This is a genomic window from Pseudomonas sp. DL (assembly GCF_047199225.1).
In the GTDB taxonomy this organism is placed as follows: Bacteria; Pseudomonadota; Gammaproteobacteria; order Pseudomonadales; family Pseudomonadaceae; genus Pseudomonas; species Pseudomonas aeruginosa.
In genome coordinates this window covers 1,691,100-1,716,783 of record NZ_CP178323.1, presented here as the reverse complement: position 1 = coordinate 1,716,783, position 25,684 = coordinate 1,691,100, and the positions used below count along the sequence as shown (strand labels likewise).

Sequence of the window (25,684 nt, the reverse complement as noted above, 5' to 3'; positions counted from 1 at the left end):
CGTTCGGCGAGTGAGCCTTGGCCTTCGATAGTCATGACTTCTTATCCTTGTTGGTATCGCGGATGCCGCACCGGGCGGCGGCCGCGTACAAAATACGCATCGCTTGTTCAAGATATCAAGCATGCGGCACATTCTCGCGTGTGCAAAGCCTTTCGCCGCAGAGGCGTTCTGCCTTGCCTGCCGGGTACGAGGAAAAACGCCGGCCAGGCGTATATCCTCTGTGCCTTCGCCGCCCTACCCGCCACAGGAGTACTGCCGTTGATTCTCGGAACACCCAAGGCCGACTGGCTCGCCGAATTCCCGCGCCTGGCCGACCTCATCGCCCTGCGTCCGAGCGAGTGGTTCAACCCGGCCATCGCGCCGAGCGCCGAAGCCCTGGCCGACGTCGGCCTCGGCGCCGCCGACGTGGCCGACGCCAGCGCCCGCCTGCAGCGCTTCGCCCCGCTGATCGCCCGGCTGTTTCCGGAAACCGCCGCCAGCGGCGGCATCATCGAGTCCGACCTGGTCGAGGTCGCCACCTTCCACGATGCCCTGCGCCAGCATTACGCCGCCGAACTGCCCGGCCGGCTCTGGCTGAAACGCGATAGCCACCTGCCGATCTCCGGCTCGATCAAGGCCCGCGGCGGCATCTATGAAGTGCTCGCCCATGCCGAGCGCCTGGCCCTGGAGCACGGCCTGGTCGGCCTCGACGACGACTACTCGCGGCTGGCCGAGGCGGATTGCCGGGCATTCTTCGCCCGCCACCGGATAGCGGTGGGCTCCACCGGCAACCTGGGCCTTTCCATCGGCATCATCGGCGCCGCGCTGGGCTTCCAGGCCAGCGTGCACATGTCCGCCGACGCCCGCCAGTGGAAGAAGGACAAGCTGCGCGCCCACGGCGTGACGGTGGTGGAGTACGCCTCCGACTACAGTGTCGCGGTGGAACAGGGCCGCCGCGAAGCGGCCGGCGATCCCTACACCCATTTCGTCGACGACGAAAACTCCCGCGACCTGTTCCTCGGCTACGCCGTCGCCGCCGAGCGACTGCGCGGCCAGTTGGACGCCGCCGGCATCCGCGTCGACAGCGAGCACCCGCTGTTCGTCCATCTGCCCTGCGGGGTCGGCGGCGGTCCCGGCGGGGTGGCCTTCGGCCTCAAGCTGGCGTTCGGCGACGCGGTGCACTGCCTGTTCGCCGAGCCGACCCATTCGCCCTGCATGTTCCTCGGCGTCTATACCGGCCGCCACGAGCAGGTTTCGGTGCAGGACTTCGGCATCGACAACCGCACCGCCGCCGATGGCCTGGCGGTGGGGCGTCCGTCGGGCTTCGTCGGCCGCGCCATGCAGCGCCTGCTCGACGGCTACTACACGGTGGACGACGACGAGTTGTTCCGCCTGCTCGCCTTGCTCGAGCGCAGCCAGGGCATCCGCCTGGAACCCTCGGCCCTGGCCGGCGCGCCGGGCATCGCCCGGGTCACCCGTGAGCCGCAGGGCTATCGCGAACGCATGGGGCTGACCTCGGCGCGCCTGGCCAATGCCACCCACCTGGTCTGGGCCACCGGCGGCGGCATGGTGCCCGAGACGGAAATGCGCGCCTACCTGGAGCGAGGCCGCTCGCTGCTGGACTGACACCGACACGCGCGGGGCGCCACGACCGTCCCGCCACCTCCCGACGAGGACCTTGCATGCGCACACCCGCCTGGCTCGGCAGCGGCATGCCGCTGCTCTTCGTGCTGCTCTGGAGCACTGGATTCCTCGGCGCCAAGTTCGGCCTGCCGTACGCCGAGCCCTTCACCTTCCTGGCCATCCGCCTGCTCCTCGCGGCCACCCTGCTGGCCGCCTTCGCCCTGCTCAGCGGTGCGCCCTGGCCGGGCTCGGCACGGCTGGCCGGGCATGTCGCGGTCGCCGGCCTGCTGGTCCATGGCCTGTACCTGGGCGGGGTGTTCCTCGCCATCGAGCACGGCATGTCGGCCGGCCTGACCTCCCTGTTGGTCGGCCTGCAACCGCTGGCTACCGCGGCCCTGGCCGGCATCTGGCTCGGCGAGCAGGTCAGCCGCCGGCAATGGCTGGGACTGGCGCTCGGCCTGGCTGGCGTAGCCCTGGTGGTACTCGGCCGCATCCACGGTGGCGCCGACGGCCTGGCCTGGGCTGCGGTGCTGGTGGCACTGGCGGCGATCACCTGCGGCACGCTGTACCAGAAGCGCTTCTGCGGCGGCATGGACCTGCGCACCGGCGGCGTCGTCCAGTACCTGGCCAGCGGCGCCCTGCTCGGCCTCGCCGCGCTGCTTTTCGAAAGCCGCGAGGTGCAGTGGAGCACGCCGTTCGTGCTGACCCTCGGCTGGCTGGTGCTGGGACTCTCGTTCGGCGCCGTCGGCCTGCTCTACACGCTGATCCGGCATGGCGCCGCGTCAAAGGTGGCGAGCCTGTTCTACCTGGTGCCGCCAGTGACCGCGCTGGCCTCCTGGCTGCTGTTCGACGAGCGCCTGGCGCCGGCGGCGATCGGCGGCATGCTGCTGGTGATGCTCGGCGTCGCGCTGGTCAACTGGCCGGGCCGGCGCGCCTGAGGCCTCAGTGGCTGTAGTGCCGGGTGGCGGCGAAGCGGTTGAGGAACAGGTGGATCACCAGCACCGTCATCAACGTGATCAGCACCGCGAAGCACACCGAGGTAAATCGGTAGAGCACGCTGTACATCATGTCGTGGGTTGGCGTCAGGTACTGGCCGAGGACGATCGCCAGGGTGGTCAGCGCGCCGAAACCGATCCCCGGTACGCCGTTCTCCAGCATGTGGATGCGCGCGCAGAACATCGCCGAGATCCACAGCAACAGGGCGACGAAGGGCAGGATGTCGTAGTGATCGTAGAGCAGCACCTGCAAGCCCACCGCCAGCGCACAGCCGAGCAGCGTACCGAGGGCGCGGATGCGCCCGGCGAAGTGCACGCCCTTCCAGTGCATGGGAAACAACACCAGGATCGAGGCGATCTGCGCCGACAGCGAGTCCTTCAGGTCGAAGGTCTGGAAGACCACGAAGGACAAGGTCGCCACCGTGGCCCCGAGCAGCGTCTCGTGGCGCCGGCTGGGGGCGTCCTTGGCCGGCGCCTGGCGCGGCGACCGCGGTTCGACGTCGGGGAACAGGTAGAACATCAGCACGGCGATGGCCACCGTCAGCCAGGTGGCGACCATGTTGCTGGCGAGCATGTCGAACAGATCGACGTCCGGATAGCTGGCAAAGTGCAGCAGCATCGAGAGGAACACCGAACTCAGTGCGCCGAAGAAGAACAGCGGGCCGCGCGCCATCAGGGCGAAGCGGTAGACGAAGAGGCCGAAGACGATAGGCGTCATCAGCAGCGGCCGGTCGCCGAACAACCCGTACAGCACCAGTACCTCGACGCTGATCACCACCGAGTTGGCGAGGAACTGGCGGACGATGTGCAGGTTGATCACCGGCGTCAGGCCGAGCAGCAGCATCGGGTAGACGCCGAAGAACGAGCCGTAGTCCCAGTTCATCAGCTTGCAGACGAAGAACCCCAGGGTGCCGCCGCCGGCGATGCGCAGGCACTGACGCAGGTCGTTGGCGGACATCGCGAGCTTGGCCGGCATGGCGTCAGTAGACGTAGTGCAGCAGGCTGATGGCGACGATCTGCGCGCGACCGAGCAGATGGCTCAGGCCGTCGCCGGGATAGAGCTGCACGGTGGCCTTGGCACCGGTGGGCAGCAGGCCTTCGGGAAGTTCGTCGAGCACCACGTGCAGGCGCTGGCGCTGGGCGTCGCGGACCCAGCGGTCGGAGGTGACCGGCGCGGCGAGGTCGCCGTTGGCGTCCAGCTGGCCCTCCTTGACCCCGGCGTCGATGGCCGCCACCCGCGCGCCGAACACTTCGCCGGGACGCGCGTCGAACACCACCGCCGCACGGTCGCCAGGGCGCACGTAGCGCAGCGATTTCTCGCGGAAGTCGGCGACGATGTCGATACGGTCGTCCACCAGCGCCGCCACCGGCGTTCCGGCCGGAACGTAGGTGCCCGGGGTCAGTTGCAGGTTGCTCAGGGTCCCGGCGCGGTCGGCCCGGACGCTGCTGTATTGCAGTTGCAGACGAGCCTGGGCCAGGGCATTGCGCGCCTGGCGCAGGCGCAGGTTGTCCTCGCCGGCCGTGCCGCGTCGCGCGGTCAGCTCGCCGATCCGCGCCTGGGCCGCGGCGACCCGGGCACGGGCGGCCTGGGCCTGGGCGCTGACCTGCTCGTGCATCTGCTGCGACACATGGTGGCGCTGCACCAGTTGGGCGGTGCGGCGCGCCTCGCTGTCCAGCTCGCCGGCGCTGCTGCGCGCGGCCAGGAGGTCGGCCTTGGCCGAGGCGATGGCGGCATCCAGTTCGCGGTTGGTGCGCTCGGCTTCCTCCAGTGCCAGTTCGGCCTGGCGCACGGCCAGTCGGAAAGGCTCGGGATCGAGGCGGAACAATACTTCGCCGGGCTGCACGTGGCCGTTGTTGGACACCAGCACCTCGGCGACCTGACCGCTGACACGCGGCGCGACGCGCACCACCGGCCGGGTCAACTGGGCCTGCGGGGTGAGCGGCATCCACAGGTCGGCGACCAGGAAGTAGACGAACAGCAACACGAATACCGCGATAGCGACTTGAACCCAACGGGCAAATCGTTGATCGGGAGTCATAGGGTACGAGCCTCGAATCCAGCGGGAATGCAGTCGCCGCAGCGGGGCCTGAATGCGGGGGTTGGCGCGGCCGGGATGGAACCGGCGACCCGGACGACGGCCAGTGGGTAGCCGTCGCCGCTGCGGCGACCAGGTGACGCAGTATATTTCGAGACAATCGCCCCTGGCCTGCCGGCATCGGCAATAGATCGTTACAGACAGCGTAACAATCGAACCAGCCGGCACGGCAGGCCGCTGCCGCAGTCCGGCACCGGGCCATGCATCGCCAGTGCCAGGACACCCCTGTAGCCCTCCTGCGAACTCTAGCAGTGGTCGCGCCCGGTCGACGGCGTAGATTGGCTGAACGATGCGTCCTTCCTGCCTGCGCATCGCCTGCCGCCAAGGACTGCGGATTTCTCCCGACACGCCATACCGCGCGCCAGACGGCTGCCTGAAAAGGCAGGCCAGGTATTCAGTGGAGATACACCATGGCAACACAAGGAGTGTTCACCCTTCCCGCCAACACCCGGTTCGGCGTCACCGCCTTCGCCAACTCGTCCGGAACCCAGACGGTGAACGTGCTGGTCAACAACGAGACGGCCGCGACCTTCAGCGGGCAAAGCACCAATAACGCCGTCATCGGCACCCAGGTGCTCAACTCCGGCAGCAGTGGCAAGGTACAGGTCCAGGTCAGCGTCAACGGCCGCCCCTCGGATCTGGTCTCGGCACAGGTAATCCTGACCAACGAGCTGAACTTCGCCCTGGTCGGCTCTGAAGACGGCACCGACAACGACTACAACGACGCCGTCGTGGTGATCAACTGGCCGCTCGGCTAGGAGTTCGGAAGGGACGGGATGGCGGCAAGCCGCCATCCCTTTCCGACTTCCTGCTATGCCTTGAGCACCTGCCCGAGCAGCAGCAGGCCGGGCAACCAGGCGGTGAATATGGCGCTGGCCAGGGTCAGGTAGGCCACCGGCTTCTGGATGCTGCGGGACAGCCCCAGCAGCAGGAAGAAACAGAACCAGAGCAACGCCCAGACTGTCCAGTTGACCGCGTTCCACAGGCCGAACGGACCACTGGCGCCGGCGAACGACTCGATCGCCACGGTGCAGGCGGTGAGGCTGACGAACAGGCAGAACCAGCCGAGGCCCTTGCCGTCCACCTCGAGGAACTGGTTGGCGGCCACCCACAGATAGGTAAAAGCGAATAGCAGGGTTAGCGCTCCGGCCTTCAGCGAGCCCTGCCCGGCTGCTGCGGAAAAGATCAGGTAGAACGCGACGCAGGCGCTCAGCACGCCGACCAGGAAGTTGATCACCGCCACCTCCCGACCACTGATCTTGCCCAGCAACCAGACGGCATTGAGAAACAGCACCGCGCCAACGTACAGCAGAACCAGTCCCAGCATCATGACGATACCCCTCTTGTTATTGTTCTGGTCGGCCCGGATCGCTCAGGCGGACGGCTCGTTTCCCAGCAACTCCTGAGCGATCTTCAGGATCGGCTCGCGCCGCTTCATCGCTTCCCGCGACAGGTACTGGTGCGCCTCGCGCTCGTCCCAGCCATGGCGCTGCATCAGCAACGCCTTGGCCTGGTTGATCCGGGCCTGGCCGGCGATGCGTTCCTGAAGCTGCTCGGTCTTCTGCTTCAGCTTCGCCATTTCCTCGCTGATGCGCCGCGCCGATACCAGCACAGGCAGCACCCGGTGGGCGTCGAGCGGCTGGGTGATCACGCCGTGACACTCCAGCTCGATGATCTGCGAGAGCACCGCGGGGCTTTCGTACTCCACCAGCGCCACCAGGGTAGTGCGCGGAGTTCCGGCGGCGAGCAGCGCAGCGATCTCGTCGTGGTGGCGATTCTGGAAAATGCTGGTGAAGACCACGTCCACCGGCACGTCGAAAGCTTCCGGCGGCGGCCAGCACTGGCGCACCGAACAACCGATGCGGATCAGCTGCAAGACCAGGGCGTCGCTGACCTCTCCCGGCGGGTTGAGTACCAGCACCTGCAACTCGCGCAGGCTGCCGAGCAGCGAGTTGGCGCTCATGGGAGCGCTCCCCCGCCCATGCTGGCGGACCAGTCGTCGAGGTTATGCACGACGACATAAGGATCGGGGCGAATCGGTTCGGGCGACTGCCAGCGGACCTGGAACACGCCGCGCGCATCGATTTCCGCGATGCGCGAAGACAGGCGGCTGTGGTTGTTCTGGCGCTCCACCCGGACCGGCCCCTGGGGCGCGTCGATGTCGATGTCGTACAGGTGCCGCTGCACGTCTTCCACCCGCCAGCTGCCTGCGGCCTGCGCGGCGCGGCCGAGCAACAAGGTCTGCCAGTAGGCCGCCTCGGCCCAGGCAGTGATGGTCGCGTTCTCCGGGAAGAAACCATGGCAGGCCTGGACGAAGGCTCGGCTGGCGGGCGTATCGATGCTGGAGAAGTAAGGCGCGACCACCACCTGCCCCTCTGCCACGTCGCTCTCCATCTTCGCCACCTCCGCCTCGCTGGTGGTCAGGCTGGCGATCGGCGGCCGCCTGCCATCGCCGTAGCGACGGGCGATGGCGCGATACAGCTCGGCGGTGCCGGTGCCCACCACGGTGGAGAAGACCACGTCGGCGCGCGCCTGGTAGATGCGCTCGACGGCGCGCTGCACGTCGTCGTCGGAGGGATACAGCGGAATGTAGATTTCCTCGAGCACCGTGCCGCCGTGCTGGCGGTACAGGTGGCGCATCACATGGTTGCTTTCCCGCGGATAGATGTAGTCCGAGCCGATGAACACCACCCGCTCGCCGTAGTGGCGAATCAGGTACGCCGCCAGCGGCGCACTGTTCTGGTTCGGCGCCGGACCGCCGTAGACGATGTTCGGCGAATACTCGAAGCCCTCGTAGGGGGTCGGGTAGCAGAGCAGCGCGTCGGCGCGCTCGACCACCGGCATCACCGCCTTGCGCGTGTGCGACATGTAGCAGCCCACGAGGAACCGTACCCCCCGGTTGCGAATGAAGTCCTCGGCGCACAGCCGATAGCGGTCCGGGTCGCCGCCAGGGTCCTGGGACAGCGTTTCGATCGGGCGACCGCCGACGCCGCCCTCGCGGTTCAGTTGCTCGACCGCAAGCAATGCGCCATAGCGCTGCGAGCGCTCGATATCGGCGGTGACGCCGGTTTCGGAGAACAGCAGGCCGATCAGCGGCCGCTCCTGGTGCGATCCCATCCGTTTCCTCTCCTGTGACTGTCGCTCAGCGCCGCACGAAGCGAACCCGCTCGTGCTCCAGGCTCGCCAGGTAGGTCGTGCAGTTCCCGTCGCCCGGCTGGTGGTGGTCGAGCAGATGCTCGGCCAGCGGTACCTCGAGATGATGACGGACGCTGCGGCGCAACGCACGGGCGCCGAACTGCCGGTCGAAGCCGGCGCGGGCGATCTTCGCCAGCACCTCCGGGGTCGCCTCCAGGCGGCAGCGATGCTTCTCCAGGCGCCGGTTGAGCCGCTGCACCTCCAGCTCGACCAGGCGCGCGACGACGTCGCGTTCGATCCAGTTGAAGGTGACCACGCTATCGAGGCGATTGACGAACTCCGGCGAGAAAGTCTTCAGCAGCCGGGCCCGGACCATCCCGTCGATGTCCCGCCGCCGGCGCTCGCCGCCGACCGGCAGCAGGCGCCAGGGCAGGCGCTGGCGACGCTCGTCGTAGCGCTGGATCTCATGGGCGCAGAGATTGCTGGTCATGAACACCAGGGTATTGCGGAAATGGTAGGTGCGTTCGCCGGAAGCGACCCGCAGCAGGCCGTTGTCGAGTACGTTGAGCAACGCATGGACCACTTCCGGGCTGGCCTTTTCCAGTTCGTCGAAGAGAACGATGCCGGGGCGCCCGGGACTGCCGTCCAGCTTGTCCTGCTCCAACAGGGTGGTGCCCTCCTTCGCCCCGACGTAGCCCGGCGGCGCACCGGTGAGGGCGGCGGCATAGTGCTCCTGGGACAGGGTGTTCATGTCCACCCGGCAGAACCCCTCGGCGTCGCCGTGCAGGGCCCTGGCCAGGGCGCGCACGATCTCGGTCTTGCCGACCCCGGTGGGGCCGAGGAACAGCGCGCTGAACAGCGGACGGCGCGGGTCGGCGATGTCCGCGCGAACCACCTTGAGCATGTCCTCGACGGCCTGTAGCGCCGGTTCCTGGCCGAGCACCTCGGCGCGCAGGCAGTCCATCACCGCCGCCGGGTCGAAACGGAAACGGCTGTGCAGGGCGCTGCGGTGACTCAGGTGGGCCTGGAGCAGACTTGCCTCGGCAAGATTCTCCCGCGCCAGGGCCTGTTCCTCGTCCTGCTGCCGGCGGGACTGGTCGAGCATGTCGCTCAGAAAAGGCATGGATGAAACTCCTTCTGCCACAGGGGGAAATGGCGGAGACGGCGTGCCGCACGACGGCACGCCGGGCTGGCGGCGTCTGCCGTCAGGCCTCCTTCTCCAGTCCCTCGTAGGGCAGCCGGCCGACCGGGCATTGCGCCACACCGGTAGTCGAGCGGGTCAGTCGCTCGACATTCTCGCGCGCCTTCTCGGCGTCGGTGACCCAGGTGCGGTAGAACTCGAACGGACACTCCGCCAGGCCCCGGTCGCCATCGCCGGACGCCTGCAAGCCGCTGTAGCCGCGGTGGAGGATCTTGAACAGGTGGTTCTGCGACTGATCGTTGGCGCGCGCATCGCGGATCTGCGAAAGCGACAGCTGGGCGTACTGGATACCCATTTCCTCCTCGCCGCACTCACCGAGGGTACGACCGTCGAAGCCGATGATCGCCGAGTGGCCGAAGTAGGAATACACGCCGTCGAAGCCGGCGGCGTTGGCCACCGCCACATAGCAGTTGTTGGCCCAGGCCATGGCCTTGGCCATCATCACCTGCTGGTCCTTGGCCGGATACATGTAGCCCTGGCAGCGCACGATCAGCTCGGCGCCCTTCATCGCGCAGTCGCGCCAGATTTCCGGGTAGTTGCCGTCGTCGCAGATGATCAGGCTGATCTTCATGCCCTTCGGCCCTTCGCTGACGTAGGTCTGGCCACCGGGATACCAGCCCTCGATGGGGCACCAGGGAATGATCTTGCGGTACTTCTGGACGATCTCGCCGTTGTTGTCGATCAGCACCAGGGTGTTGTACGGCGCCTTGCGCGGATGCTCCTCGTGCCGTTCGCCGGTGAGGGAGAATACGCCCCAGACGTTGGCCTTGCGGCAGGCGCGGGAGAATATCTCGGTTTCCTCGCCGGGGATCGCCACCGCGGTTTCCATCATCTCCGCCGGATCGTACATGATGCCCTGCAGGCTGTACTCGGGGAACACCACCAGGTCCATGCCGGGCAGGCCCTGCTTCATGCCAACGATCATGTCGGCGATCTTCCGGGCGTTGTCCAGGACCTCCGCCGCGGTGTGCAGGCGCGGCATCTTGTAGTTGACCACCGCCACTCCGACGGTGTCGTTGCTGCTGGAAATATCGCCGTGACGCATGGGTATCACCTCTTGTTGTTATTTTTTCGGGACGAAAAAAGGCCCTCCCGGGTAACCCCGGGAGAGCCCATTTGCTCTGTGCGTATGCGTTAGGTTCGGTCCCGCGACATCGACGCTGATGCGCACGACCTGATGGCGCCACTTATAAGCCCCGTCGGAAGGAGCTGTCAAGGTTCATGTATCGTTATGTAAAACATGGAAGTGACAAGCGTATGCAAACGGCATCCGAAGCATCCAGCCTTCTGGGCGACGTACCAAGCCTCTATGGGAATTCTACACAGTCAGGCACTGGAAACAGTCGCTTGCCGCGCCCCGATGGTGACGAAGACAGGCGGCAAGGCAATCCCAAGAGGTGAAAACAAGCTCAGAGACATCAGGAGCGATGCGGGGAATCCCCAGGGTAACACCACATGGCAATGAATACTGGGAAAAGAAAAATTGCTCTGAAGTTCGTGAGGAGCGGATAACCGAGATCCGCCAAAACAACTATTCCGACAGCAAAAGCAATAGCAACCATCCCCCTCAAGGAGGAAAGAAAATAAACAACAACGGAAAAAAGAACTGCAAGATAACCAAAAACACCAGTCCTAATCACATAGTCAGATATAAAATTATCACCAAACGCTATCTGCGGAGAAGACGTCATCCCGATCGCCATCAGAGGATTATTAAGCAAAAATTCATAAGTTCCATCAAGTCGATTACCGGCGGAATACCTGCCGCGCAAGCCATTGGCGTCGCTCGACAAAAGTTTCTCAATGAGCTCATAGAAAGATGTAAGATCAACGAGGGAAAACACACAAACAATCAAAAATCCCATAAATAGTATTGCCAGCACTTTAGCGCGAGACAGCAACCAAAGAAAATACATAGACGCAAGCAAGGAAGAAATCGCAATAGCTGAAAATGATTTAAGAAGAACAATCAAAGAAAAAAACAAGAGCGACAGCAAGAAATAAGCTACCGACTTAGCCCCACTAGAAACATGCGATAGACGAAGATAAATAATAGCGAAAACAGCGTATATAAAAGCAGATATAGAATGAGTCGCAAAAGGCCCTACTGGCTTATCCCCATATTCGACCATATACAAATACAGGTCTTCATAGTACGCCTGATAAAATTTAAATATAAACTGCCTTATAAAATCCACATGAAACACCACCCCAAACCCTAAAATTACAAGGAGAACAGCCATCAGATGAAACAGTCTTCTTGAGCAATCGCCAACATCAATAGAAGGCGAAATCATAAGAACCACGCCCATTGCCAAATAGGGAAAAATGGCGCCAAAAGTATACTCTTGAAACGGAGATATTATTGTAAAAAAAAGCAGCAACAAAAAGAAAAAGCAAAAAACAAAAACATTGATCGCTATAAATTTCCCACCAACCGAATAGATAAGTAAAAGAAAGCAAGATAACAAAATTGATACTATTGGTAGATAGCTGACAATCACTCCCCCTACCGAGGTCGGCCAGAAAAGCGATAGAAAAGCGGCAAAAAACATGAGACAGGAACCCTTTCGTTCAGAAATATCCTGATAATCCCTATACCGGGCACTCCCACTGTCAACGTACTGCTCCACACTACCCCCTGAGCGCCACCCAACAATAGCTACTGAGGCGATTTTGGCACAGATTTTGTTGTGCGTCATGCAGTGCACAGCAGCTATCAGCACTTATGTGACGGACGGAGCCAATCGCCTATAGTACTGCATACAAGCAGTGAAAAGACGAGAAAAATTTAAACTTTCACCAAAAACAAAAAATCAGCAGTCATTCATAAAACGTCTCCAACCTAGACTTAACATTGCGCAGATTTAACACTGCGCTAAAAGAGCAGAAAATTCGAACCTGCTCAGTAGCAGCTAGAAACATGCAAGTCACTCAAGTATCGACTCCATTGCCAAATACATTCTCTCTTTATGGAGTTGGCGCATATGCGTACGTACGAGACATGGAATGGAAGTCTCTGATTCTGCAACGCGGAACGACGCAGTTCGGGGTATGGCGTCCCGGAGAGGGGTCGAACCTCCAACCTTCCCCTTAGGAGGGGGATGCTCTATCCAATTGAGCTACCGGGACACGCCGGACATGGCGAGCGGTGCGCCGCGTCCGGGCGGCATGTTAACGGCAGAGAAAGCGTTTGTCATGCCACTGCCACCAAGGCTGCGCATAATTTTCCGCAACCCTGGAGGTGCAGCATGAACCAGACCGTTGCCATTCCCGCCGCACAGGACCTGCCGGACGCCCCGCGCCAGCCGCGGATACCGGACTCCCCCTTCGCCAGCTTCGACGTGCGGATCGCCAGCGAGCACGACGCGCCGCGCCTGTCGTTGCTGCTACAGCAACTCGGTAGCGCCGATCCGCGCCCGGACCCGGCGTTGCTGGCCATCCAGCTGCAACGACCGCGCGGCGACCGGGTCACCCTGGTGGCCGAGCGCGGCGAGCGCCTGCTCGGCACCTGCACCCTGCATCTGATCGAACACCTGGCGCACGATTTCGCCCGCTCGGCGATTCTCGAAGACATGGTGGTCGACCGCCACGCCCGCGGCCAGGGCGTAGGCCGCGAACTGATCGGCCGGGCCGTGGAGCGCGCGCGCAGTTGGGGCTGCTACAAACTGGCGCTTTCCAGCCACCAGGACCGGGAAACCGCGCAGCGCTTCTATGCCGCGCTAGGGTTCACCAGCCACGGCGTAAACCTGGCGCTGCATCTGGGCTGACATCATCATGCATTTTGCAACCGGTAAAATGCCCATCCGTGCAAAGTGCATGTGAGAGAGTCTCAGGCAAATATATAATTCATTGATTTAAAAGGATTTTTTATAGAAAAAAGTTGGCACAACCGCTGCTACAAGACCCTCAGGATCAAACCTTGGCCATCTGCCTGGCAAAGCTACGAAATGGAGGTGAACATGAGCAGCTCACGCAACCTGGTCGGCACCGGACTTCTTTCCCTGCTGGCTCTCGTAGTCTTCCAGAACAGCGCACTGGGCGACGAGGACAGGACGCAGGAACGCAACGGCGAAAGGCCGGTAGTGCTGGACAGCAACGCAACGCCGCAGTGGGCACCCGCTGCGCAACAACTGGTGATCCAGGCGCCCGACGAATCCCCGCGCATCGTCACCGTAGGCGAGGACGAGCGCGGCACGGCGCTGGTGACCGCGGCCGACGAACAGGCCTGGACATTCTGACGAAGCAAGCGCCGGGAGACCGGCATCCAACGACGCTACACCGCCGCACAGGTCCCCGGGATGCTGGCGAGCGGAAAGGGAGAAAGAACATGTGGATCCTGGCTTTGCCGCTGACCGCCCTGGCCCTTTCGGTCGGCGTCTACGGGCTGCTCTGGCTGATAGAGCGCGGAGGAGACGAATATCCAGCGAAGCTTCCGCTGAGCGACAAGGGCGCCACGGAACCTCGGCGCCACTGAGCCGGCACAAGGAACAGCGAGCCCGACGGAGAGGGCTCCGGGAGTGAAACCATGTCACGATCCGCCGTCATTCTTCTGTTCGTGGTGATCGCCAGCGCGATCCTGGCGCTGAGCCTGCCGCCCGACGCCACCCTCCTCGCCTGGTGCGCCTGGGGACTGCTGGGTATATCCGGCGCCTGGCTGCTGTTTGCGCTGGTGGTAGGTCGGCGAATCCGCTTCGATCCCAGCCTGGACTGATTTCGCCCACAACGCCTTGCCGGGCGCTACAGCGGCAGGCACATGCCGTCGTGTGCCAGTTCCACCCCCTCGGGCAACGCAGCGGGGTGGTCCAGCAGCCAGGCGTCCAGCGTATGCCCGACGTGAGTCAACACGGCCCGCCGGGGACGCAGCGAGTCGATGCACTCCAATGCCCGCGTGAGGTCGTTGTGGTTGCGCGGCGGCCGCTCCTGCGGCGGCATCGAGCAGTCCAGCACCAGCAGGTCCAGCGGCGCCGCGAGCAATCGCGAGGCGCTGTCCGCCGGCAGCCCGACGGTATCGGTGAGGTAGGCCAGACGCCGTATCGTTCCCTCCTCGGAAGCCCCCTCCAGCAAGTAGCCGAAGGTCGGCTTCGAGTGGACCAGCGGTAGCGCGGTCGCCGCCAGCGCGCCCCACTGGCGCCGCTCGAAGGCGCCGAAGGGCTGGCTGAAATCGAGGATGCCCGGATGCTTGTAGAGGTCGGCGAGGCCCTCCGGGTCGGCCGGGCCGTGCACCGGGATCACCAGACCCTGGCCCCAGCGCAGGTGCAGCAGGCCTTGGGCGTGGTCGGCGTGGTAATGGGTCTGGAGGATGCCGTCGAGGCTATGGGGCGGGAAGCGCTCGCAGAGATCGACCAGGCCGCTGTCGATCAGCCAGCGCTGGCCGGCGCACTCCAGCAGCGCGCTACAGGGACGGCGACGCAGGCCGGCGTCGGCGCGCGCGTTGCGACAGGCCGGGCAATCGCAACCGTAGACCGGCACCTGGCGGGCATCGCCGGTGCCGAGCAGGGTCAGGCGCATGCGCGGTCGCTGCCGAGACGGGCCAGGAGGCTGCGTAGCGTGTCGTCGAGGTCACCGGAGTTGTCCAGTTGGAACAGCGGGCCCTCCAGGCCGGCGGCGAACTCGGCGTTGCGCGCCAGGCGCGCCTCGATTTCCTCGGGGCTTTCCCGGCCGCGCGCCAGCAGGCGCTGGCGCAGCACCTCGGGTTTCACCCCGAGCAGGACCGCGAGCAGATCCGGATAGCGCCGGCGGGCCTGCGCCAGGTAGCCGCGCGAGCCGTTCACCAGCACGTCGTAGCCCTGCGCCAGCCACTCGTCGATCTGCACCGGAATGCCATAGCAAAGGCCGTTCGCGCGCCAGCTCATGGCGAACGCCGAGGCCCGCTCGAGGGTGTCGAACTGCGCCGGGGTCACCGCCTGGGCGTCCTCCCCCACCGCTTCCGCGGAGCGCGTGATCACCCGCCGCACGATACGGCAGCCGCGCAGCGCCAGGGGCTCGCGCGCGGCCTGCAACAGGCTGTCCTTGCCCGAGCCGGAAGGCCCCATCAGATAAATCAGTCTGCCTGTCATCAGAACACTCTCTGCCCGCCGCGCCAGACCTGACGCACCACCGGCTGGTTGTTGCCGAGCGCCCGCGCCTGCAGCAGATCGGCGCGCAGGCCGACGCGGATTTCGCCACGATCGGTCAGCCCGGCGGCCAGCGCCGGGGTACGGCTGACCATCGCCACCGCGCGCGGCAGGTCGTAGCGGATCGCATCATACTCGCTGTGCTCGCCGGCGAGCAGCAAGGCCGCATGCAGCAGGCTGGCCGGATAGTAGTCGCTGGAAAGGATATCCAGCACGCCGATTCCCGCCAGTTGCGCCGCCGCCACGTTGCCCGAGTGGGAACCGCCGCGGACCACGTTGGGCGCGCCCATCAGCACCTGCAGGCCGTGCTCGTGGCTGGCCCTGGCGGCCTCCACGGAGGTCGGGAACTCGGCGATGGCCATGCCGTAGCCGGCCGACTCGCGGACATGCGCGAGGGTCGCGTCGTCATGGCTGGCCACCGACAGGCCGCGTCCCTGGCAGACATCGACAATGGCCGCACGGGCGGCGTCGCTGTAGCGCTCGGAGTTGGCTACCTGCTCGACGATGAAGGCGTCCATCTCGGCATCGCTCAGGTGGTACTTGCCCTGGTAGTACTCGCGGTACTTCTCCAGCCTGGCGAACTGGCGCTGGCCGGGGGCGTGGTCCATCACCGAGACCAGTTGCACCAGCGGATGCTCGACCAGTTCGCGGAACACCTCCAGCGTCTGCGGATGGCTGACCTCGCAACGCAGGTGCAGGCGATGGTCGGCGCGCGCGTCGCCGCTGGCGGCGGCCTCGCCGATGGCCTCGAGCATCTTCGGCAACTGCTGCATGCGCTTGCCCTTGGGGTTGACGTCGCCGATGGACAGCGCGTCGAACACCGTGGTGATTCCCGCGGCGACGATCTGCGCGTCGTGCGCCAGCACCGCCGAGGCCGATGGCCAGTCGACGCCGGGACGCGGGGTCATGTGCTTCTCCAGGTTGTCGGTGTGCAGCTCGACCAGACCGGGCAGCAGGTAGTCGCCCCCCAGGTCCTCGGCCCCGGCCAGGTGGCTGCGGCCTTCGTCGACCGCAGCGATCAGGCCGTCGCGCAGCAGCACGCTGCCGACGAAGACCCGCTCGGCGCTGACTACCCGGGCATTGCTGAGAACGCGTTCAGACGACATGGGCTTGCTCCTGACGGGAAAGCTCCTGGCTCATGTCCAGGTAGCGGCTGGCCACCGCCTCGCGGGCGGCGCGGTCGTGGAAGATGCCGATCAACGCGGCGCCAGCGGCCTTGGCTTCGCCGATCAGCTCTAGCACTACCTGGCGGTTGGCTTCGTCGAGGGACGCGGTCGGCTCGTCGAGCAGCAGGATCGGCCACTCGACCATGAAGCCGCGGGCAATGTTGACGCGTTGCTGCTCGCCGCCGGAAAAGGTACCCGGCGCCAGTTGCCAGAGGCGTTCCGGGATGTTCAGCCGGGCCAGCAGGCTGCGCGCCCGCAGTTCGGCGCTGTCGCGGCTCCAGCCACGGGCCAGGGCCGGCTCCATGACCACGTCGAGGGTCGCCACCCGCGGGATCACCCGCAGGAACTGGCTGACATAGCCGAGGGTCTGGCGACGCACGGCGAGCACCTCGCGAGGCTCGGCGCCGACCAGTTCCAACCAGTCGCCGGCGTGGCGCAGGCGGATGCTGCCGCCGGCCGGCAGGTAGTTGCCGTAGAGCGTGCGCAGCAGGGTGCTCTTGCCGGCGCCGGAGCGTCCGTGGAGCACCAGGCATTCGCCGCCGGCGACATTGAAGTTGAGCCCGCGCAGCACATTGAGCACTACGCCCTGTTGCTGGTGCAGGGTGAAGGTCTTGCTGAGGTCGCGGACCTCGATCAGGTTGTTCATCGCTACTTCTCCGGGCGCCCGTCGCGCGGACCGGCGCCGACGCTTCGGCTCAGGGTTGCAGGACCGACGACACCAGCAATTGCGTGTACGGATGCTGCGGGTCGTCGAGAATCTGGTCGGTGAGACCGGCTTCCACCACCCGCGAACGGCGCATGACCATCAGGCGGTCGGCGAGCAGGCGCGCCACCGCCAGATCGTGGGTGACGATCACCACCGCCAGGTCCAGCTCGCGCACCAGGCCGCGCAGCAGGTCGAGCAGGCGCGCCTGCACCGACACGTCGAGGCCGCCGGTGGGTTCGTCCATGAACACCAGGCGTGGCGCCGAGACCAGGTTGCGGGCGATCTGCAGGCGCTGCTGCATGCCGCCGGAAAAGGTTCGCGGCAGGTCGTCGATGCGCAGCGGATCGATCTCCACCTGTTCCAGCCAGTCCAGCCCGGCCTGGCGCAGCCGACCGTAGTGGCGCACGCCCTGGGCCATCAGCCGTTCGCCGATGTTGGCGCCGGCGGACACGCCCATGCGCAGGCCGTCGCGCGGGTTCTGCTCGACGAAGCCCCACTCGGTGCGCAGCAGGGTGCGCCGCTCGGCTTCGCTGGCGGCGTAGAGGTCCAGCCAGCGGTCGCCGTCGTCGCGGTAGGCGACCGTGCCGGCGTCCGGCGGACAGCGCCCGGAGAGCAACGAGAGCAGGGTCGACTTGCCCGAGCCGGACTCACCGACGATGCCCAGCACCTCGCCGGGGTAGAGATCGAAGTCGACCTCCTGGCAGCCCTTTTCCGGCCCGTACAGGCGGGTCAGGCCACGCACCGAGAGCAGCGGCCGGTCGCGCGCGTCGAGGTTCGCATCGATGGATTCGCAGACCGCGTTCATTGCGCGTCCTCCCCTTCTTCCTGGCAGGCACGCCGCTGCGTGCAGTAATCGGTGTCGGAACAGACGAAGCGCTTGCCGCCACGGTCGTCGACGATCAGTTCGTCCAGGTAGGACTCGTGGCTGCCGCAGAAGGCGCAGCTTTCTTCCCAGCGCTGGACTTCGAAGGGGTGGTCCTCGAAGTCCAGGCTCGCCACCCGGGTGAACGGCGGCACCGCGTACAGGCGTTTCTCGCGACCTGCGCCGAACAGCATCAGCGCCGGGCTCATGTCCAGCTTGGGGTTGTCGAACTTGGGAATTGGCGAGGGATCCATCACGTAGCGCTCGTCCACCGTAACCGGGTAGGCATAGCTGGTGGCGATATGGCCGAAGGTGGCGATGTCCTCGTAGAGCTTCACGTGCATCACCCCGTAGTCGTCGAGCGCATGCATGGTCCGGGTCTCCGCCTCGGAAGGCTCGATGAAGCGCAGCGGCTCGGGGATCGGCACCTGGTAGACCATGATCTGCTCGCCGCTCAGGGCGGTTTCCGGTATCCGGTGGCGGGTCTGGATCACCGTCGCCTCCGGGGTCCGTTCGGTGGTGGCGACCCCGGCGGTGCGGGCGAAGAAACGCCGGATGGATACCGCGTTGGTGGTGTCGTCGGCGCCCTGGTCGATCACCTTGAGCACGTCGTCGGCACCGAGGATGGCCGCGGTCACCTGCATGCCGCCGGTGCCCCAGCCGTAGGGCAGCGGCATCTCGCGGCCGCCGAAGGGCACCTGGTAGCCGGGGATCGCCACCGCCTTGAGCAGGCCGCGGCGGATCATGCGCTTGGTCTGCTCGTCGAGGTAGGCGAAGTTGTAGCCCTGCTCCGGCGCGGCGCTGGCTTGCGGGGAAAGGCTCATGCGCGCTTCTCCTGGACAGTGGGTTGCGCGGATTCGGCGACGCCGGGACGACGCAGCTTGCGAATCAGCTCCAGCTCGGACTGGAAATCGACGTAGTGCGGCAGCTTCAGGTGCGAGACGAAGCCACCGGCCTCGACGTTGTCGCAGTGCATCAGGACGAACTCTTCCTGCTGCGCCGGCGACACCACCTCCTCGCCGTATTCCTCGGCGCGCAGGGCGCGGTCGACCAGGGCCATGCCCATCGCCTTGCGCTCGGCGTAGCCGAAGGCCAGGCCGTAGCCACGGGTGAATTGCGGCAGCTCCTCGCGGGAACCGACGAACTGGTTGACCATCTCGCACTCGGTGACCTCGATCTCGCCCACCGGCACCGCGAAGCCCAGTTCCTCGGGCTCCAGCCAGACCTCGCAGGCGCCGATGCGGATCTCCCCGGCGAACGGATGGTTGCGGCCGTAGCCGCGCTGGGTCGAATAGCCCAGGGCGAGAAGGAAGCCCTCGTCGCCGCGGGCCAGGGCCTGCAGGCGCTGGGCGCGGCCGGTGGGGAAGTCGAGCGGCTCGCGGGTGATATCCGGCACCGCGCCGGGCAGTTCGTACTCCGGCGTCATCAGGCCTTCCCGGTCGAGCAGGCCGAGCACGCGCGGACAAGGCTCCAGGGACGCGCCCCGCTCCACTTCGGGGCCGGGGTAGTCGCCCTCGGCGAGCAGGCTGAAGTCGAGCAGGCGATGGGTATAGTCGAAGGTCGGACCGAGCAGTTGCCCGCCCGGCAGGTCCTTGTAGGTCGCCGAGATCCGCCGTTGCAGGCGCATCCCGGCGGTATCCAGCGGCAGGCTGGCGGCGAAGCGCGGCAGCGTGGTGCGGTAGGCGCGGAGAAGGAAGATCGCTTCCATCAGGTCGCCGGCCGCCTGCTTGATCGCCAGTGCCGCCAGTTGCTCATCGTACAGCGAACCCTCGGTCATCACCCGCGACACGGCCAGTGGCATCTGCTGGCGGATCTGCTCCACCGACAGCTCCGGCAGCGCGGTATCGCCGCGGCGCTTGCGCGCCAGCAGGCGATGGGCGTTGTCGATGGCCTTCTCGCCACCCTTGACGGCTACGTACATCAGGCCACCTCCTCGACGGGTTCGCTGACCCGGGTACTGCGTGGCAGGCCGAGGATGCGCTCGCCGGCGGCGAAGAAGGCATCCAGGCCCCTGGGGAATTCGGTGCGTGCGGCACGCTGCGCCCAGAACCCGGTGCTCACCGGCAACGCCACCTGGCGCACCTCGGCGATGCCCGGTCCGCGCCACTCCAGCGAGGCGCCGCCATCGAGGCCGGCAAGCTGGATCAGCAGGGTGCAGGACTGGTCCGGATAACGGTCGCTGCCGCTGTCGAAGCCGCTCAGGTCGTCCAGCTCGCCTTCGTCGAGCAAGGCGAACAGCGCCTGCTCACGCTCGGCGACGATCGGGCAGCCGCAATGGAAGGCCAGGTTGGCGCGCAACGTCGGGCTGTCGAGACCCGGCGCCAGCCACAGCGGGGTGTCGGAGTCGAGGAAGCTCAGGCACAGCGCGTAGCTGGCCGGTTGCAACGCGGCCAGCGCCGGTGCGCGGTCGAGGTTGCGCACCAGCCCCGGTTCGGCGAGGGCCTTGAGCGCCGCGCGGAAACTCCGCTGGGCATCCAGGACCGGGTCCTGGAACGCCGGTTGCAATAGCGCGGCGGTATCCGCCGGGCTGGGAAACGAAGCGCTGGTCATCAATCTTCTCCTCGGACCAGGGTGAAGAACTCCACCTTGGTAGTGGCGATTTCCGCCTCCTGGGCGGCGCGGCGCTCGGCCTGGGTGCGGGCCAGCGGTTCGATCAGGCGCGCCTGCCAGGCCGCCGCGTCGGCGCCCTGCAGGTGCGCGTCGGCCAGGGCGGCCAGTTCGGCGTGGCGCTTGTCGCGCCCGGCGACATAGCTGTAGCCGGTGCGTCCGTCACCGAGCCGCACCACGCAGCGGGTCACGGTCATCTCGCCGAGGTTGAACGGGCTGCCGGTGCCGCCCATGCGTCCGCGCACCAGGGTCATGCCGGTCTCGGCGGCGCGCAGCAGGTGATAGTCGGCATCGCGCAGGGCGTCCGCATGGGCGTCCAGCTCCTCGCGACGGGCGCGGGCGAGCACGCCCATCCAGCGCTGTCGTGCGGCGATGGTGGGATCGGAATGCAAGGCGGTCATGGGCTTCTCCTAGGGGGCGACCTGGTACTGGAAGCGATCGGCGCGGCTGATCGACTGGGCCAGTTCCACCGGTTGGCCGGTACGGTCGCGGGACAGGGTGAGGACGGTGAGCAACGGCGCATGGCGGGGCATCAGCAGGCGCGCCGCCTCCTCGCGATTGGGCAGGCGCGCACCGATCAGGCTGTAGGTGCGGGTCAGCGGCAGGCCTTTGTCGGCCAGGTAGCGACGCAGCGAACCGCCCTGGTAGTCGGCGAGCAGCTCGCTGCGGGAAACGGCGTAGCAATGGCGGATCAGGCTCACTGGCTGTCCGTCGAGGTAACGCAGGGTGGTCAGTTCCAGCACCCGCCCGCCCTCGCCGATCCCCAGGTGGGTGGCCTCGGCGGCGCCGGCCGGACGCTGGCGCGCCTCCAGCAGCCGGGCCTCGACCCGGTGGCCCTGGGCCGAGAGCGACTCGGTGTAGGCGTTGGCGGCGCCCATCGGGTAGATCGTCGGCGCCTCCAGGACCTGGGTGCCCTTGCCCTGGCGCCGCAGCACGCGGCCTTCGAGCACCAGTTCGTCGAGCGCCCGGCGCAGGGTATGGCGGTTCACCGCGAAGCGCTGGGCCAGCTGGATCTCGCCGGGCAGGTAGTCGCCGGGGCGGTAGGCCAGCAGTTCCTGGCGCAGCCGTTCGGCCAGTTCGCGGTACAGCGGTTCGCTTTGTCTAGACAAGTGCATGGTTTGGAAAGGGCGCACCAGGCGCCCTCCTCGCGTCGTCAGATGAACAGCTTGCGCAGGCGTTGTGACAGAACGTCGATCAGGCTCACCACCACGATGATCACGATCAGCACGGCGCAGGTCTGGCCGAACTGGAAGCCGCGGATGGCCTCCCAGAGGATCACGCCGATGCCGCCGGCGCCGACCATCCCGACCACGGTGGCGGAACGCACGTTGGACTCGAAGCGGTACAGCGAATAGGAGATCCACAGCGGCAGGACCTGCGGGATGACCCCGAAGATGACCTCCTGCAGGGCGCTGGCACCGGTGGCGCGGACGCCTTCGACCGGACCGGGGTCGATCGCCTCGACCGCCTCGGCGAAGAGCTTGGCGAGCACCCCGGTGGTACTGATGAACAGCGCCAGCACGCCGGCGAACGGGCCCAGGCCGACGGCGACCACGAAGAGCATGGCGAAGACCATCTCGTTGATCGAACGGCAGGCATCCATCACCCGCCGCACCGGCTGGTAGACCCACCAGGGCACGATGTTCTCGGAAGCCAGGATCGACAGCGGGATGGCGCAGACGATCGCCAGCACCGTGCCCCAGAGGGCGATCTGCACGGTGACCAGCATCTCGCTGAGGTAGAGCTTCCAGTTGCCGAAGTCCGGCGGGAAGAAGTCGGCGGCGAAGGTCGCCATGTTGCCGGCGTCGCGGAACAGCACGGCCGGGTTCATTTCCGCGCCCTTCCAGGACCAGGCGAGGATGGCGAGGAACAGGCCCCAGCCGACCAGGCGTCCCCAGGATGGCTTGCCGGTGGCGGCCGCCGCGGCAGTGGTGCTCAGAGTGCTCATATCGGGAATCTCGACAGCGGTATTGGCGAATCGGGTGGGGCGCGGCGCCGGCCGCGCCCGGGGTGGATCAGCCGGCGTTGGCGGCGGTTTTCTGCTCGCGCTCGGCCATGCGTTTCTCCAGCTTGGCCAGCTCCTCGTCGAGGGCCTTCAGCTTGGCGGCCTTCTCCTCGGCGCCGAGGTTGGCGTTGTTCGCCACGTCGGTGCGCTGCTTGAACAGCTCGAGCTGGCGGATCGGCAGCAACTGGTCGTCGTCGGAGGGCTGGAACTTCGACCATTGCAGGTCGGCGAGGACCTTCTTCTGCTCGGCGTTGGCGCCGTACTTGAAGAAGAAGTCGCGCAGCTTGTTCTTCTGCTCGTCGCTCAGGTTGTTGCGCCACACCAGCGGGTCGCCCGGGATCAGCGGCGACTTCCAGATCACCTTGAGCTGCCTGGCCTTCTCCGGCTGGGTCAATTCCAGGCGCTCCATGCCCTCGGTATTGAAGGTGGCGACGTCGACCTGCTTGTTGGCCACCGCCAGGGCGTTGACCTCATGGCTGGAGTTGAGGGTGCGCTTGAAGGCCTTGACCGGGTCGACGTTGTTCTTGGCGAACACGTAGTAGCCGGGCACCAGGTAGCCGGACGTGGAGTTCGGATCGCCGTTGCCGAAGGTCAGGCTCTTGGCGTTCGCCAGCATGTCCTCGAGGCTGTCGATCTTGCTGTCCTTGTTGGCGATCAGCAGGCTCCAGTAGCCCGGCGCGCCACTGGCGGCGACGGTCTGGGCGAAGATCTCGCCGTGGGCGCGATCCACCGCTTCCATGGCGGCCTTGTTGCCGTACCAGGCGATGTCGACCTTGTCGAAACGCATGCCCTGGATGATCCCGGCGTAGTCGGGGGCGAAGAAGGCCTTCACCTGGTAGCCGGTCTGCTGGCTCATGTCCTTGAGGAAGGGTTCCCAGATGCTCTTGAGGTTCTGTGACGACTCGGTGGAGATGATCCCGAAATTGATCACCGGCTGGTCGGCGTGCGCCATCCCGGCAAGGGAGCCGGCGAGCAGGGCGGAAGCCGCGAGCACACGGCTGAAGCGTTTCAACATGGAGAGAACTCCTGGGCAGGGTTTGGCGGGTTTTTATGCGGTTCGAATGACGTCAGGCGCGCGCGAGGGTCAGTTCCGGCTGGCTCTCCGCCCCGCGCCGGGCACGGTCGGAAAACAGCAGCGGGGTGTCCCCTTCGGCGCCGTAGAGTTCGTTGAGGAAGCCTTCGGAAAGGTGCTCGCTGCTGCCGTCGAAGAGGATCCGGCCGCCCTTCAGGGCCACCGCGCGCGGGCAATAGCGCAACGCGTAGTCGACCTGATGCAGGGTCACCACCACGGTCTTGCCGTCGTGGCGGTTGATGTCGGCGAGAATGTCCATCACCTTGCGCGCCGACTCCGGGTCGAGCGAGGCGATCGGTTCGTCGGCGAGAATCACCTCGGCCTTCTGGGTCAGGGCGCGGGCGATGGCCACGCGCTGCTGCTGGCCGCCGGAAAGGGTCGAGGCGCGCTGCCCGGCGAAATCGGCCAGGCCGACCCGCGCCAGCGCTTCCAGGGCCTGGCGCTTCTGCTCGGCGCTGAACAGCCCCAGCGAACCGCGCCAGCGCGGCATGCGACCGAGGAAGCCGAGCAGGACGTTGTCCAGCACGCTGAGGCGGTTGACCAGGTTGAACTGCTGGAAGATGTAGCCGATGTCGGCGCGCAGGCGACGCACTTCGCCGCTCAGGCGGCCGGACGCCTGCAGGCGGCGACCCAGCACGTCGATGCTGCCGCCGTTGTCGCGGTCGCAGCGGGCGAGCCCGGCGACGTGACGCAGGAGCGTGGATTTGCCGGAGCCGGATGCACCGATCAACGCCACCATCTCGCCCGCCTGGATCTCCAGCCTCAGGTTGAAAAGCGCCTGCTTGCGGGCAAAGGTCTTGTTCAGGCTGTCGACACGGATCACCGCGCTCATCGTTCTCCCTCCAATCGGTTGCACGAAGACGCCAGCGGCGCCATCTGGTGTAGACCAAGATAGAAGGAGACTGTGTCAGCCCGGTGAAGTGACGATGACAGTCGAGTGACAATCCCTTGAACGACCGGTGGTCAGAAGGCCATCATCCAACCCCCAGTAAAAAACTAGGCTTTTGCTGAATCGCTCGCATTTCAGATAGCTGGTACTGGCAAAACGCCGGCACGCAACGCACAATTGACGTCAACTAATTGTTGTTTCCGAAATAACAGACTGAACGGCTAGCGGAAATCGTGGTCATAGGCCCGAGAACAATGAACGCTTCCTCGGCACCGCTTTTCCCTGACTCTACAGGTTCAATGTATGCGCCCACTGAAACAGGCAACTCCTACCTACTCCAGCCGTACCGCTGACAAATTCGTCGTTCGTCTGCCCGAGGGCATGCGTGAGCAGATCGCAGAAGTCGCTCGCAGCCATCACCGCAGCATGAACTCCGAGATCATCGCCCGACTCGAGCAGAGCCTGCTCCAGGAAGGGGCGCTGCAAGACAATCTCGGTGTTCGCCTGGACAGCCCGGAACTCAGCCTGCACGAGCGCGAGCTGCTGCAGCGTTTCCGCCAGCTGACCCACCGTCAGCAGAACGCGCTGGTCGCCCTGATCGCACACGATGCGGAGCTGGCCCAGGCCTGAGCGCCGAAGCCCACGCGTAGCGCTTGAAATGGCCGGCATTCGCCGGCTTTTTCTTTATGGATGGCCAAACCATGGGCGAGTAACCGCAAGGCGGTTATCCGCCGGCCCCTGTAGCGGTGGCGTTATCCCTCCAACGCCACGAGGGAGAGCCGAATGAGCTATCGCCTGGCCGCCGATGCCCTGGTCTGGCTGCACCTGGGCTTCATCCTGTTCGTCCTGTTCGGCGGCCTGCTGCCGTTGCGCTGGCCACGCCTGGCCTGGCTGCACCTGCCGGCGGTGGCCTGGGGCTGCGCGGTGGAGTTTCTCGGCCTGCCCTGTCCGCTGACCCCGCTGGAGAATCGTCTGCGCCGGGCCGCCGGGGACGCCGGCTACAGCGGCGGCTTCGTCGAGCACTACCTGTTGCCGCTGATCTATCCCGCCGGCCTGACCCCGGCGGTGCAGTGGATCCTTGGCGCCATCGTTCTGCTGCTCAACCTGATCGCCTACCTGTATCTGTTGCATCGCCGCGGTAGCCGCTGAGCCACGGATGCCACGTCATTCCGTACCTGGATAATGCTGCGCCGGCAGCGAGGCGAATCGTAGGCTGGTCTCCCCTGCCCAGC

Annotated in this window: 30 protein-coding genes and 1 tRNA gene; 9 read left to right on the top strand and 22 right to left on the bottom strand. The window is 65.8% G+C overall.

The features are described from left to right. Positions 1 to 258: 258 nt before the first annotated feature. On the top strand, positions 259 to 1,605 hold the full coding sequence (gene dsdA / locus ACI766_RS08050) for a D-serine ammonia-lyase (RefSeq protein ID WP_004351142.1): 1,347 nt from the start codon (positions 259 to 261) through the stop codon (positions 1,603 to 1,605). Positions 1,606 to 1,661: 56 nt separating this feature from the next. Continuing rightward, positions 1,662 to 2,540 (top strand): DMT family transporter, encoded by an 879-nt coding sequence (locus ACI766_RS08045; RefSeq protein ID WP_003119631.1) that lies wholly within the window; start codon positions 1,662 to 1,664, stop codon positions 2,538 to 2,540. 4 nt (positions 2,541 to 2,544) lie between these two features. On the opposite strand, the gene ACI766_RS08040 is transcribed toward ACI766_RS08045, so the two are convergent. Then, positions 2,545 to 3,555, bottom strand: a complete 1,011-nt coding sequence (locus tag ACI766_RS08040) for a DUF2955 domain-containing protein (protein WP_003122410.1) — start codon at positions 3,553 to 3,555, stop codon at positions 2,545 to 2,547. 22 nt (positions 3,556 to 3,577) lie between these two features. Then, positions 3,578 to 4,636: an HlyD family secretion protein gene (locus ACI766_RS08035; protein WP_003119629.1), complete on the bottom strand. Its 1,059-nt coding sequence runs from the start codon at positions 4,634 to 4,636 to the stop codon at positions 3,578 to 3,580. Positions 4,637 to 5,103: 467 nt separating this feature from the next. Between ACI766_RS08035 and lecB the strand changes: the two genes are divergently transcribed. Beyond that, positions 5,104 to 5,451 (top strand): fucose-binding lectin LecB, encoded by a 348-nt coding sequence (lecB, locus tag ACI766_RS08030; protein ID WP_003098728.1) that lies wholly within the window; start codon positions 5,104 to 5,106, stop codon positions 5,449 to 5,451. 53 nt (positions 5,452 to 5,504) lie between these two features. Here the strand turns inward: lecB and ACI766_RS08025 are convergent, their stop codons facing one another. From ACI766_RS08025 to ACI766_RS07995, 7 genes are all read right to left on the bottom strand, one after another. Continuing rightward, complete coding sequence (locus ACI766_RS08025; RefSeq protein WP_003098725.1) at positions 5,505 to 6,023, bottom strand: AmiS/UreI family transporter; 519 nt, start codon at positions 6,021 to 6,023, stop codon at positions 5,505 to 5,507. A 42-nt stretch (positions 6,024 to 6,065) separates the two neighbouring features. Continuing rightward, positions 6,066 to 6,656, bottom strand: a complete 591-nt coding sequence (amiR, locus tag ACI766_RS08020; RefSeq protein WP_003098722.1) for a transcriptional antitermination factor AmiR — start codon at positions 6,654 to 6,656, stop codon at positions 6,066 to 6,068. Beyond that, on the bottom strand, positions 6,653 to 7,810 hold the full coding sequence (gene amiC, locus ACI766_RS08015; protein WP_003117566.1) for an aliphatic amidase expression-regulating protein AmiC: 1,158 nt from the start codon (positions 7,808 to 7,810) through the stop codon (positions 6,653 to 6,655). The genes amiR and amiC overlap by 4 nt, the downstream gene beginning before the upstream one ends. A gap of 25 nt (positions 7,811 to 7,835) precedes the next feature. Beyond that, positions 7,836 to 8,951 (bottom strand): AAA family ATPase, encoded by a 1,116-nt coding sequence (locus ACI766_RS08010; protein WP_003098718.1) that lies wholly within the window; start codon positions 8,949 to 8,951, stop codon positions 7,836 to 7,838. A gap of 82 nt (positions 8,952 to 9,033) precedes the next feature. Further along, positions 9,034 to 10,074 (bottom strand): aliphatic amidase, encoded by a 1,041-nt coding sequence (locus ACI766_RS08005; protein WP_003091756.1) that lies wholly within the window; start codon positions 10,072 to 10,074, stop codon positions 9,034 to 9,036. A gap of 373 nt (positions 10,075 to 10,447) precedes the next feature. Beyond that, positions 10,448 to 11,731, bottom strand: a complete 1,284-nt coding sequence (locus ACI766_RS08000; RefSeq protein WP_412828494.1) for a hypothetical protein — start codon at positions 11,729 to 11,731, stop codon at positions 10,448 to 10,450. A gap of 353 nt (positions 11,732 to 12,084) precedes the next feature. After that, positions 12,085 to 12,161: transfer RNA gene (locus ACI766_RS07995), tRNA-Arg, on the bottom strand. Between the two features lie 119 nt (positions 12,162 to 12,280). Between ACI766_RS07995 and ACI766_RS07990 the strand changes: the two genes are divergently transcribed. The 4 genes from ACI766_RS07990 (at position 12,281) to ACI766_RS07975 (ending at position 13,743) form a co-directional block, all read left to right on the top strand. Beyond that, the gene (locus ACI766_RS07990; RefSeq protein WP_023086009.1) at positions 12,281 to 12,799 is read left to right on the top strand and encodes a GNAT family N-acetyltransferase; all 519 of its coding nucleotides are present in this window, start codon (positions 12,281 to 12,283) and stop codon (positions 12,797 to 12,799) included. A gap of 192 nt (positions 12,800 to 12,991) precedes the next feature. Continuing rightward, positions 12,992 to 13,270, top strand: coding sequence for a hypothetical protein (locus ACI766_RS07985; RefSeq protein ID WP_003113127.1), 279 nt, complete (start codon positions 12,992 to 12,994; stop codon positions 13,268 to 13,270). 89 nt (positions 13,271 to 13,359) lie between these two features. After that, positions 13,360 to 13,506, top strand: coding sequence for a hypothetical protein (locus ACI766_RS07980; RefSeq protein WP_003091766.1), 147 nt, complete (start codon positions 13,360 to 13,362; stop codon positions 13,504 to 13,506). Between the two features lie 51 nt (positions 13,507 to 13,557). Beyond that, the gene (locus tag ACI766_RS07975; RefSeq protein ID WP_003091768.1) at positions 13,558 to 13,743 is read left to right on the top strand and encodes a PA3371 family protein; all 186 of its coding nucleotides are present in this window, start codon (positions 13,558 to 13,560) and stop codon (positions 13,741 to 13,743) included. A gap of 26 nt (positions 13,744 to 13,769) precedes the next feature. On the opposite strand, the gene phnP is transcribed toward ACI766_RS07975, so the two are convergent. The 13 genes from phnP to phnC all read right to left on the bottom strand — a co-directional run bounded on the left by phnP (position 13,770) and on the right by phnC (position 24,395). Beyond that, positions 13,770 to 14,540 (bottom strand): phosphonate metabolism protein PhnP, encoded by a 771-nt coding sequence (gene phnP / locus ACI766_RS07970; protein WP_003163380.1) that lies wholly within the window; start codon positions 14,538 to 14,540, stop codon positions 13,770 to 13,772. Next, entirely contained in the window at positions 14,531 to 15,088 is a 558-nt protein-coding gene (gene phnN, locus ACI766_RS07965; protein WP_003109293.1) for a phosphonate metabolism protein/1,5-bisphosphokinase (PRPP-forming) PhnN, read from the bottom strand. The genes phnP and phnN overlap by 10 nt, the downstream gene beginning before the upstream one ends. Beyond that, entirely contained in the window at positions 15,088 to 16,251 is a 1,164-nt protein-coding gene (locus tag ACI766_RS07960; RefSeq protein WP_087823940.1) for an alpha-D-ribose 1-methylphosphonate 5-triphosphate diphosphatase, read from the bottom strand. The genes phnN and ACI766_RS07960 overlap by 1 nt, the downstream gene beginning before the upstream one ends. Then, complete coding sequence (gene phnL, locus ACI766_RS07955) at positions 16,241 to 16,957, bottom strand: phosphonate C-P lyase system protein PhnL (RefSeq protein WP_003098702.1); 717 nt, start codon at positions 16,955 to 16,957, stop codon at positions 16,241 to 16,243. The genes ACI766_RS07960 and phnL overlap by 11 nt, the downstream gene beginning before the upstream one ends. A 49-nt stretch (positions 16,958 to 17,006) precedes the next feature. Further along, positions 17,007 to 17,822: a phosphonate C-P lyase system protein PhnK gene (phnK, locus tag ACI766_RS07950; RefSeq protein WP_003098701.1), complete on the bottom strand. Its 816-nt coding sequence runs from the start codon at positions 17,820 to 17,822 to the stop codon at positions 17,007 to 17,009. Further along, positions 17,819 to 18,703 (bottom strand): alpha-D-ribose 1-methylphosphonate 5-phosphate C-P-lyase PhnJ, encoded by an 885-nt coding sequence (locus ACI766_RS07945; RefSeq protein ID WP_003098700.1) that lies wholly within the window; start codon positions 18,701 to 18,703, stop codon positions 17,819 to 17,821. The genes phnK and ACI766_RS07945 overlap by 4 nt, the downstream gene beginning before the upstream one ends. Further along, entirely contained in the window at positions 18,700 to 19,800 is a 1,101-nt protein-coding gene (locus tag ACI766_RS07940; RefSeq protein ID WP_003091786.1) for a carbon-phosphorus lyase complex subunit PhnI, read from the bottom strand. The genes ACI766_RS07945 and ACI766_RS07940 overlap by 4 nt, the downstream gene beginning before the upstream one ends. Continuing rightward, positions 19,800 to 20,429 carry a phosphonate C-P lyase system protein PhnH gene (gene phnH, locus ACI766_RS07935; protein ID WP_003452968.1) on the bottom strand — a complete coding sequence of 210 codons (630 nt, stop codon included), beginning with the start codon at positions 20,427 to 20,429 and terminating at the stop codon, positions 19,800 to 19,802. Before phnH ends, ACI766_RS07940 begins: the two co-directional genes overlap by 1 nt. Then, positions 20,429 to 20,887 (bottom strand): phosphonate C-P lyase system protein PhnG, encoded by a 459-nt coding sequence (gene phnG, locus ACI766_RS07930; RefSeq protein WP_003098697.1) that lies wholly within the window; start codon positions 20,885 to 20,887, stop codon positions 20,429 to 20,431. Before phnG ends, phnH begins: the two co-directional genes overlap by 1 nt. Positions 20,888 to 20,896: 9 nt before the next feature. Further along, complete coding sequence (phnF, locus tag ACI766_RS07925; protein WP_003091792.1) at positions 20,897 to 21,619, bottom strand: phosphonate metabolism transcriptional regulator PhnF; 723 nt, start codon at positions 21,617 to 21,619, stop codon at positions 20,897 to 20,899. 20 nt (positions 21,620 to 21,639) lie between these two features. Further along, positions 21,640 to 22,434: a phosphonate ABC transporter, permease protein PhnE gene (gene phnE / locus ACI766_RS07920; RefSeq protein ID WP_003091793.1), complete on the bottom strand. Its 795-nt coding sequence runs from the start codon at positions 22,432 to 22,434 to the stop codon at positions 21,640 to 21,642. A 67-nt stretch (positions 22,435 to 22,501) separates the two neighbouring features. Continuing rightward, positions 22,502 to 23,506, bottom strand: a complete 1,005-nt coding sequence (gene phnD, locus ACI766_RS07915; protein WP_003113119.1) for a phosphonate ABC transporter substrate-binding protein — start codon at positions 23,504 to 23,506, stop codon at positions 22,502 to 22,504. Between the two features lie 52 nt (positions 23,507 to 23,558). After that, positions 23,559 to 24,395, bottom strand: coding sequence for a phosphonate ABC transporter ATP-binding protein (gene phnC, locus ACI766_RS07910; RefSeq protein ID WP_003098696.1), 837 nt, complete (start codon positions 24,393 to 24,395; stop codon positions 23,559 to 23,561). A gap of 360 nt (positions 24,396 to 24,755) precedes the next feature. Here phnC and amrZ point away from each other — a divergent pair, with 360 nt between their 5' ends. Together amrZ and ACI766_RS07900 are read left to right on the top strand one after the other, a co-directional pair. Beyond that, positions 24,756 to 25,082, top strand: a complete 327-nt coding sequence (amrZ, locus tag ACI766_RS07905) for a transcriptional regulator AmrZ (protein ID WP_003091802.1) — start codon at positions 24,756 to 24,758, stop codon at positions 25,080 to 25,082. A gap of 153 nt (positions 25,083 to 25,235) precedes the next feature. After that, complete coding sequence (locus ACI766_RS07900) at positions 25,236 to 25,601, top strand: DUF2784 domain-containing protein (RefSeq protein ID WP_003098694.1); 366 nt, start codon at positions 25,236 to 25,238, stop codon at positions 25,599 to 25,601. The last annotated feature ends 83 nt before the right edge of the window (positions 25,602 to 25,684 follow it).

Excerpts from the sequence above, each read along its gene's own strand:
- ACI766_RS08045 (WP_003119631.1), top strand. The coding sequence starts at position 1,662 with ATGCGCACACCCGCCTGGCTCGGCAGCGGCATGCCGCTGCTCTTCGTG.
- ACI766_RS08040 (WP_003122410.1), bottom strand. The coding sequence starts at position 3,555 with ATGTCCGCCAACGACCTGCGTCAGTGCCTGCGCATCGCCGGCGGCGGC.
- ACI766_RS08035 (WP_003119629.1), bottom strand. The coding sequence starts at position 4,636 with ATGACTCCCGATCAACGATTTGCCCGTTGGGTTCAAGTCGCTATCGCG.
- lecB (WP_003098728.1), top strand. The coding sequence starts at position 5,104 with ATGGCAACACAAGGAGTGTTCACCCTTCCCGCCAACACCCGGTTCGGC.
- ACI766_RS08025 (WP_003098725.1), bottom strand. The coding sequence starts at position 6,023 with ATGATGCTGGGACTGGTTCTGCTGTACGTTGGCGCGGTGCTGTTTCTC.
- amiR (WP_003098722.1), bottom strand. The coding sequence starts at position 6,656 with ATGAGCGCCAACTCGCTGCTCGGCAGCCTGCGCGAGTTGCAGGTGCTG.
- amiC (WP_003117566.1), bottom strand. The coding sequence starts at position 7,810 with ATGGGATCGCACCAGGAGCGGCCGCTGATCGGCCTGCTGTTCTCCGAA.
- ACI766_RS08010 (WP_003098718.1), bottom strand. The coding sequence starts at position 8,951 with ATGCCTTTTCTGAGCGACATGCTCGACCAGTCCCGCCGGCAGCAGGAC.
- ACI766_RS08005 (WP_003091756.1), bottom strand. The coding sequence starts at position 10,074 with ATGCGTCACGGCGATATTTCCAGCAGCAACGACACCGTCGGAGTGGCG.
- ACI766_RS08000 (WP_412828494.1), bottom strand. The coding sequence starts at position 11,731 with ATGACGCACAACAAAATCTGTGCCAAAATCGCCTCAGTAGCTATTGTT.
- ACI766_RS07990 (WP_023086009.1), top strand. The coding sequence starts at position 12,281 with ATGAACCAGACCGTTGCCATTCCCGCCGCACAGGACCTGCCGGACGCC.
- ACI766_RS07985 (WP_003113127.1), top strand. The coding sequence starts at position 12,992 with ATGAGCAGCTCACGCAACCTGGTCGGCACCGGACTTCTTTCCCTGCTG.
- ACI766_RS07980 (WP_003091766.1), top strand. The coding sequence starts at position 13,360 with ATGTGGATCCTGGCTTTGCCGCTGACCGCCCTGGCCCTTTCGGTCGGC.
- ACI766_RS07975 (WP_003091768.1), top strand. The coding sequence starts at position 13,558 with ATGTCACGATCCGCCGTCATTCTTCTGTTCGTGGTGATCGCCAGCGCG.
- phnP (WP_003163380.1), bottom strand. The coding sequence starts at position 14,540 with ATGCGCCTGACCCTGCTCGGCACCGGCGATGCCCGCCAGGTGCCGGTC.
- phnN (WP_003109293.1), bottom strand. The coding sequence starts at position 15,088 with ATGACAGGCAGACTGATTTATCTGATGGGGCCTTCCGGCTCGGGCAAG.
- ACI766_RS07960 (WP_087823940.1), bottom strand. The coding sequence starts at position 16,251 with ATGTCGTCTGAACGCGTTCTCAGCAATGCCCGGGTAGTCAGCGCCGAG.
- phnL (WP_003098702.1), bottom strand. The coding sequence starts at position 16,957 with ATGAACAACCTGATCGAGGTCCGCGACCTCAGCAAGACCTTCACCCTG.
- phnK (WP_003098701.1), bottom strand. The coding sequence starts at position 17,822 with ATGAACGCGGTCTGCGAATCCATCGATGCGAACCTCGACGCGCGCGAC.
- ACI766_RS07945 (WP_003098700.1), bottom strand. The coding sequence starts at position 18,703 with ATGAGCCTTTCCCCGCAAGCCAGCGCCGCGCCGGAGCAGGGCTACAAC.
- ACI766_RS07940 (WP_003091786.1), bottom strand. The coding sequence starts at position 19,800 with ATGTACGTAGCCGTCAAGGGTGGCGAGAAGGCCATCGACAACGCCCAT.
- phnH (WP_003452968.1), bottom strand. The coding sequence starts at position 20,429 with ATGACCAGCGCTTCGTTTCCCAGCCCGGCGGATACCGCCGCGCTATTG.
- phnG (WP_003098697.1), bottom strand. The coding sequence starts at position 20,887 with ATGACCGCCTTGCATTCCGATCCCACCATCGCCGCACGACAGCGCTGG.
- phnE (WP_003091793.1), bottom strand. The coding sequence starts at position 22,434 with ATGAGCACTCTGAGCACCACTGCCGCGGCGGCCGCCACCGGCAAGCCA.
- phnD (WP_003113119.1), bottom strand. The coding sequence starts at position 23,506 with ATGTTGAAACGCTTCAGCCGTGTGCTCGCGGCTTCCGCCCTGCTCGCC.
- phnC (WP_003098696.1), bottom strand. The coding sequence starts at position 24,395 with ATGAGCGCGGTGATCCGTGTCGACAGCCTGAACAAGACCTTTGCCCGC.
- amrZ (WP_003091802.1), top strand. The coding sequence starts at position 24,756 with ATGCGCCCACTGAAACAGGCAACTCCTACCTACTCCAGCCGTACCGCT.
- ACI766_RS07900 (WP_003098694.1), top strand. The coding sequence starts at position 25,236 with ATGAGCTATCGCCTGGCCGCCGATGCCCTGGTCTGGCTGCACCTGGGC.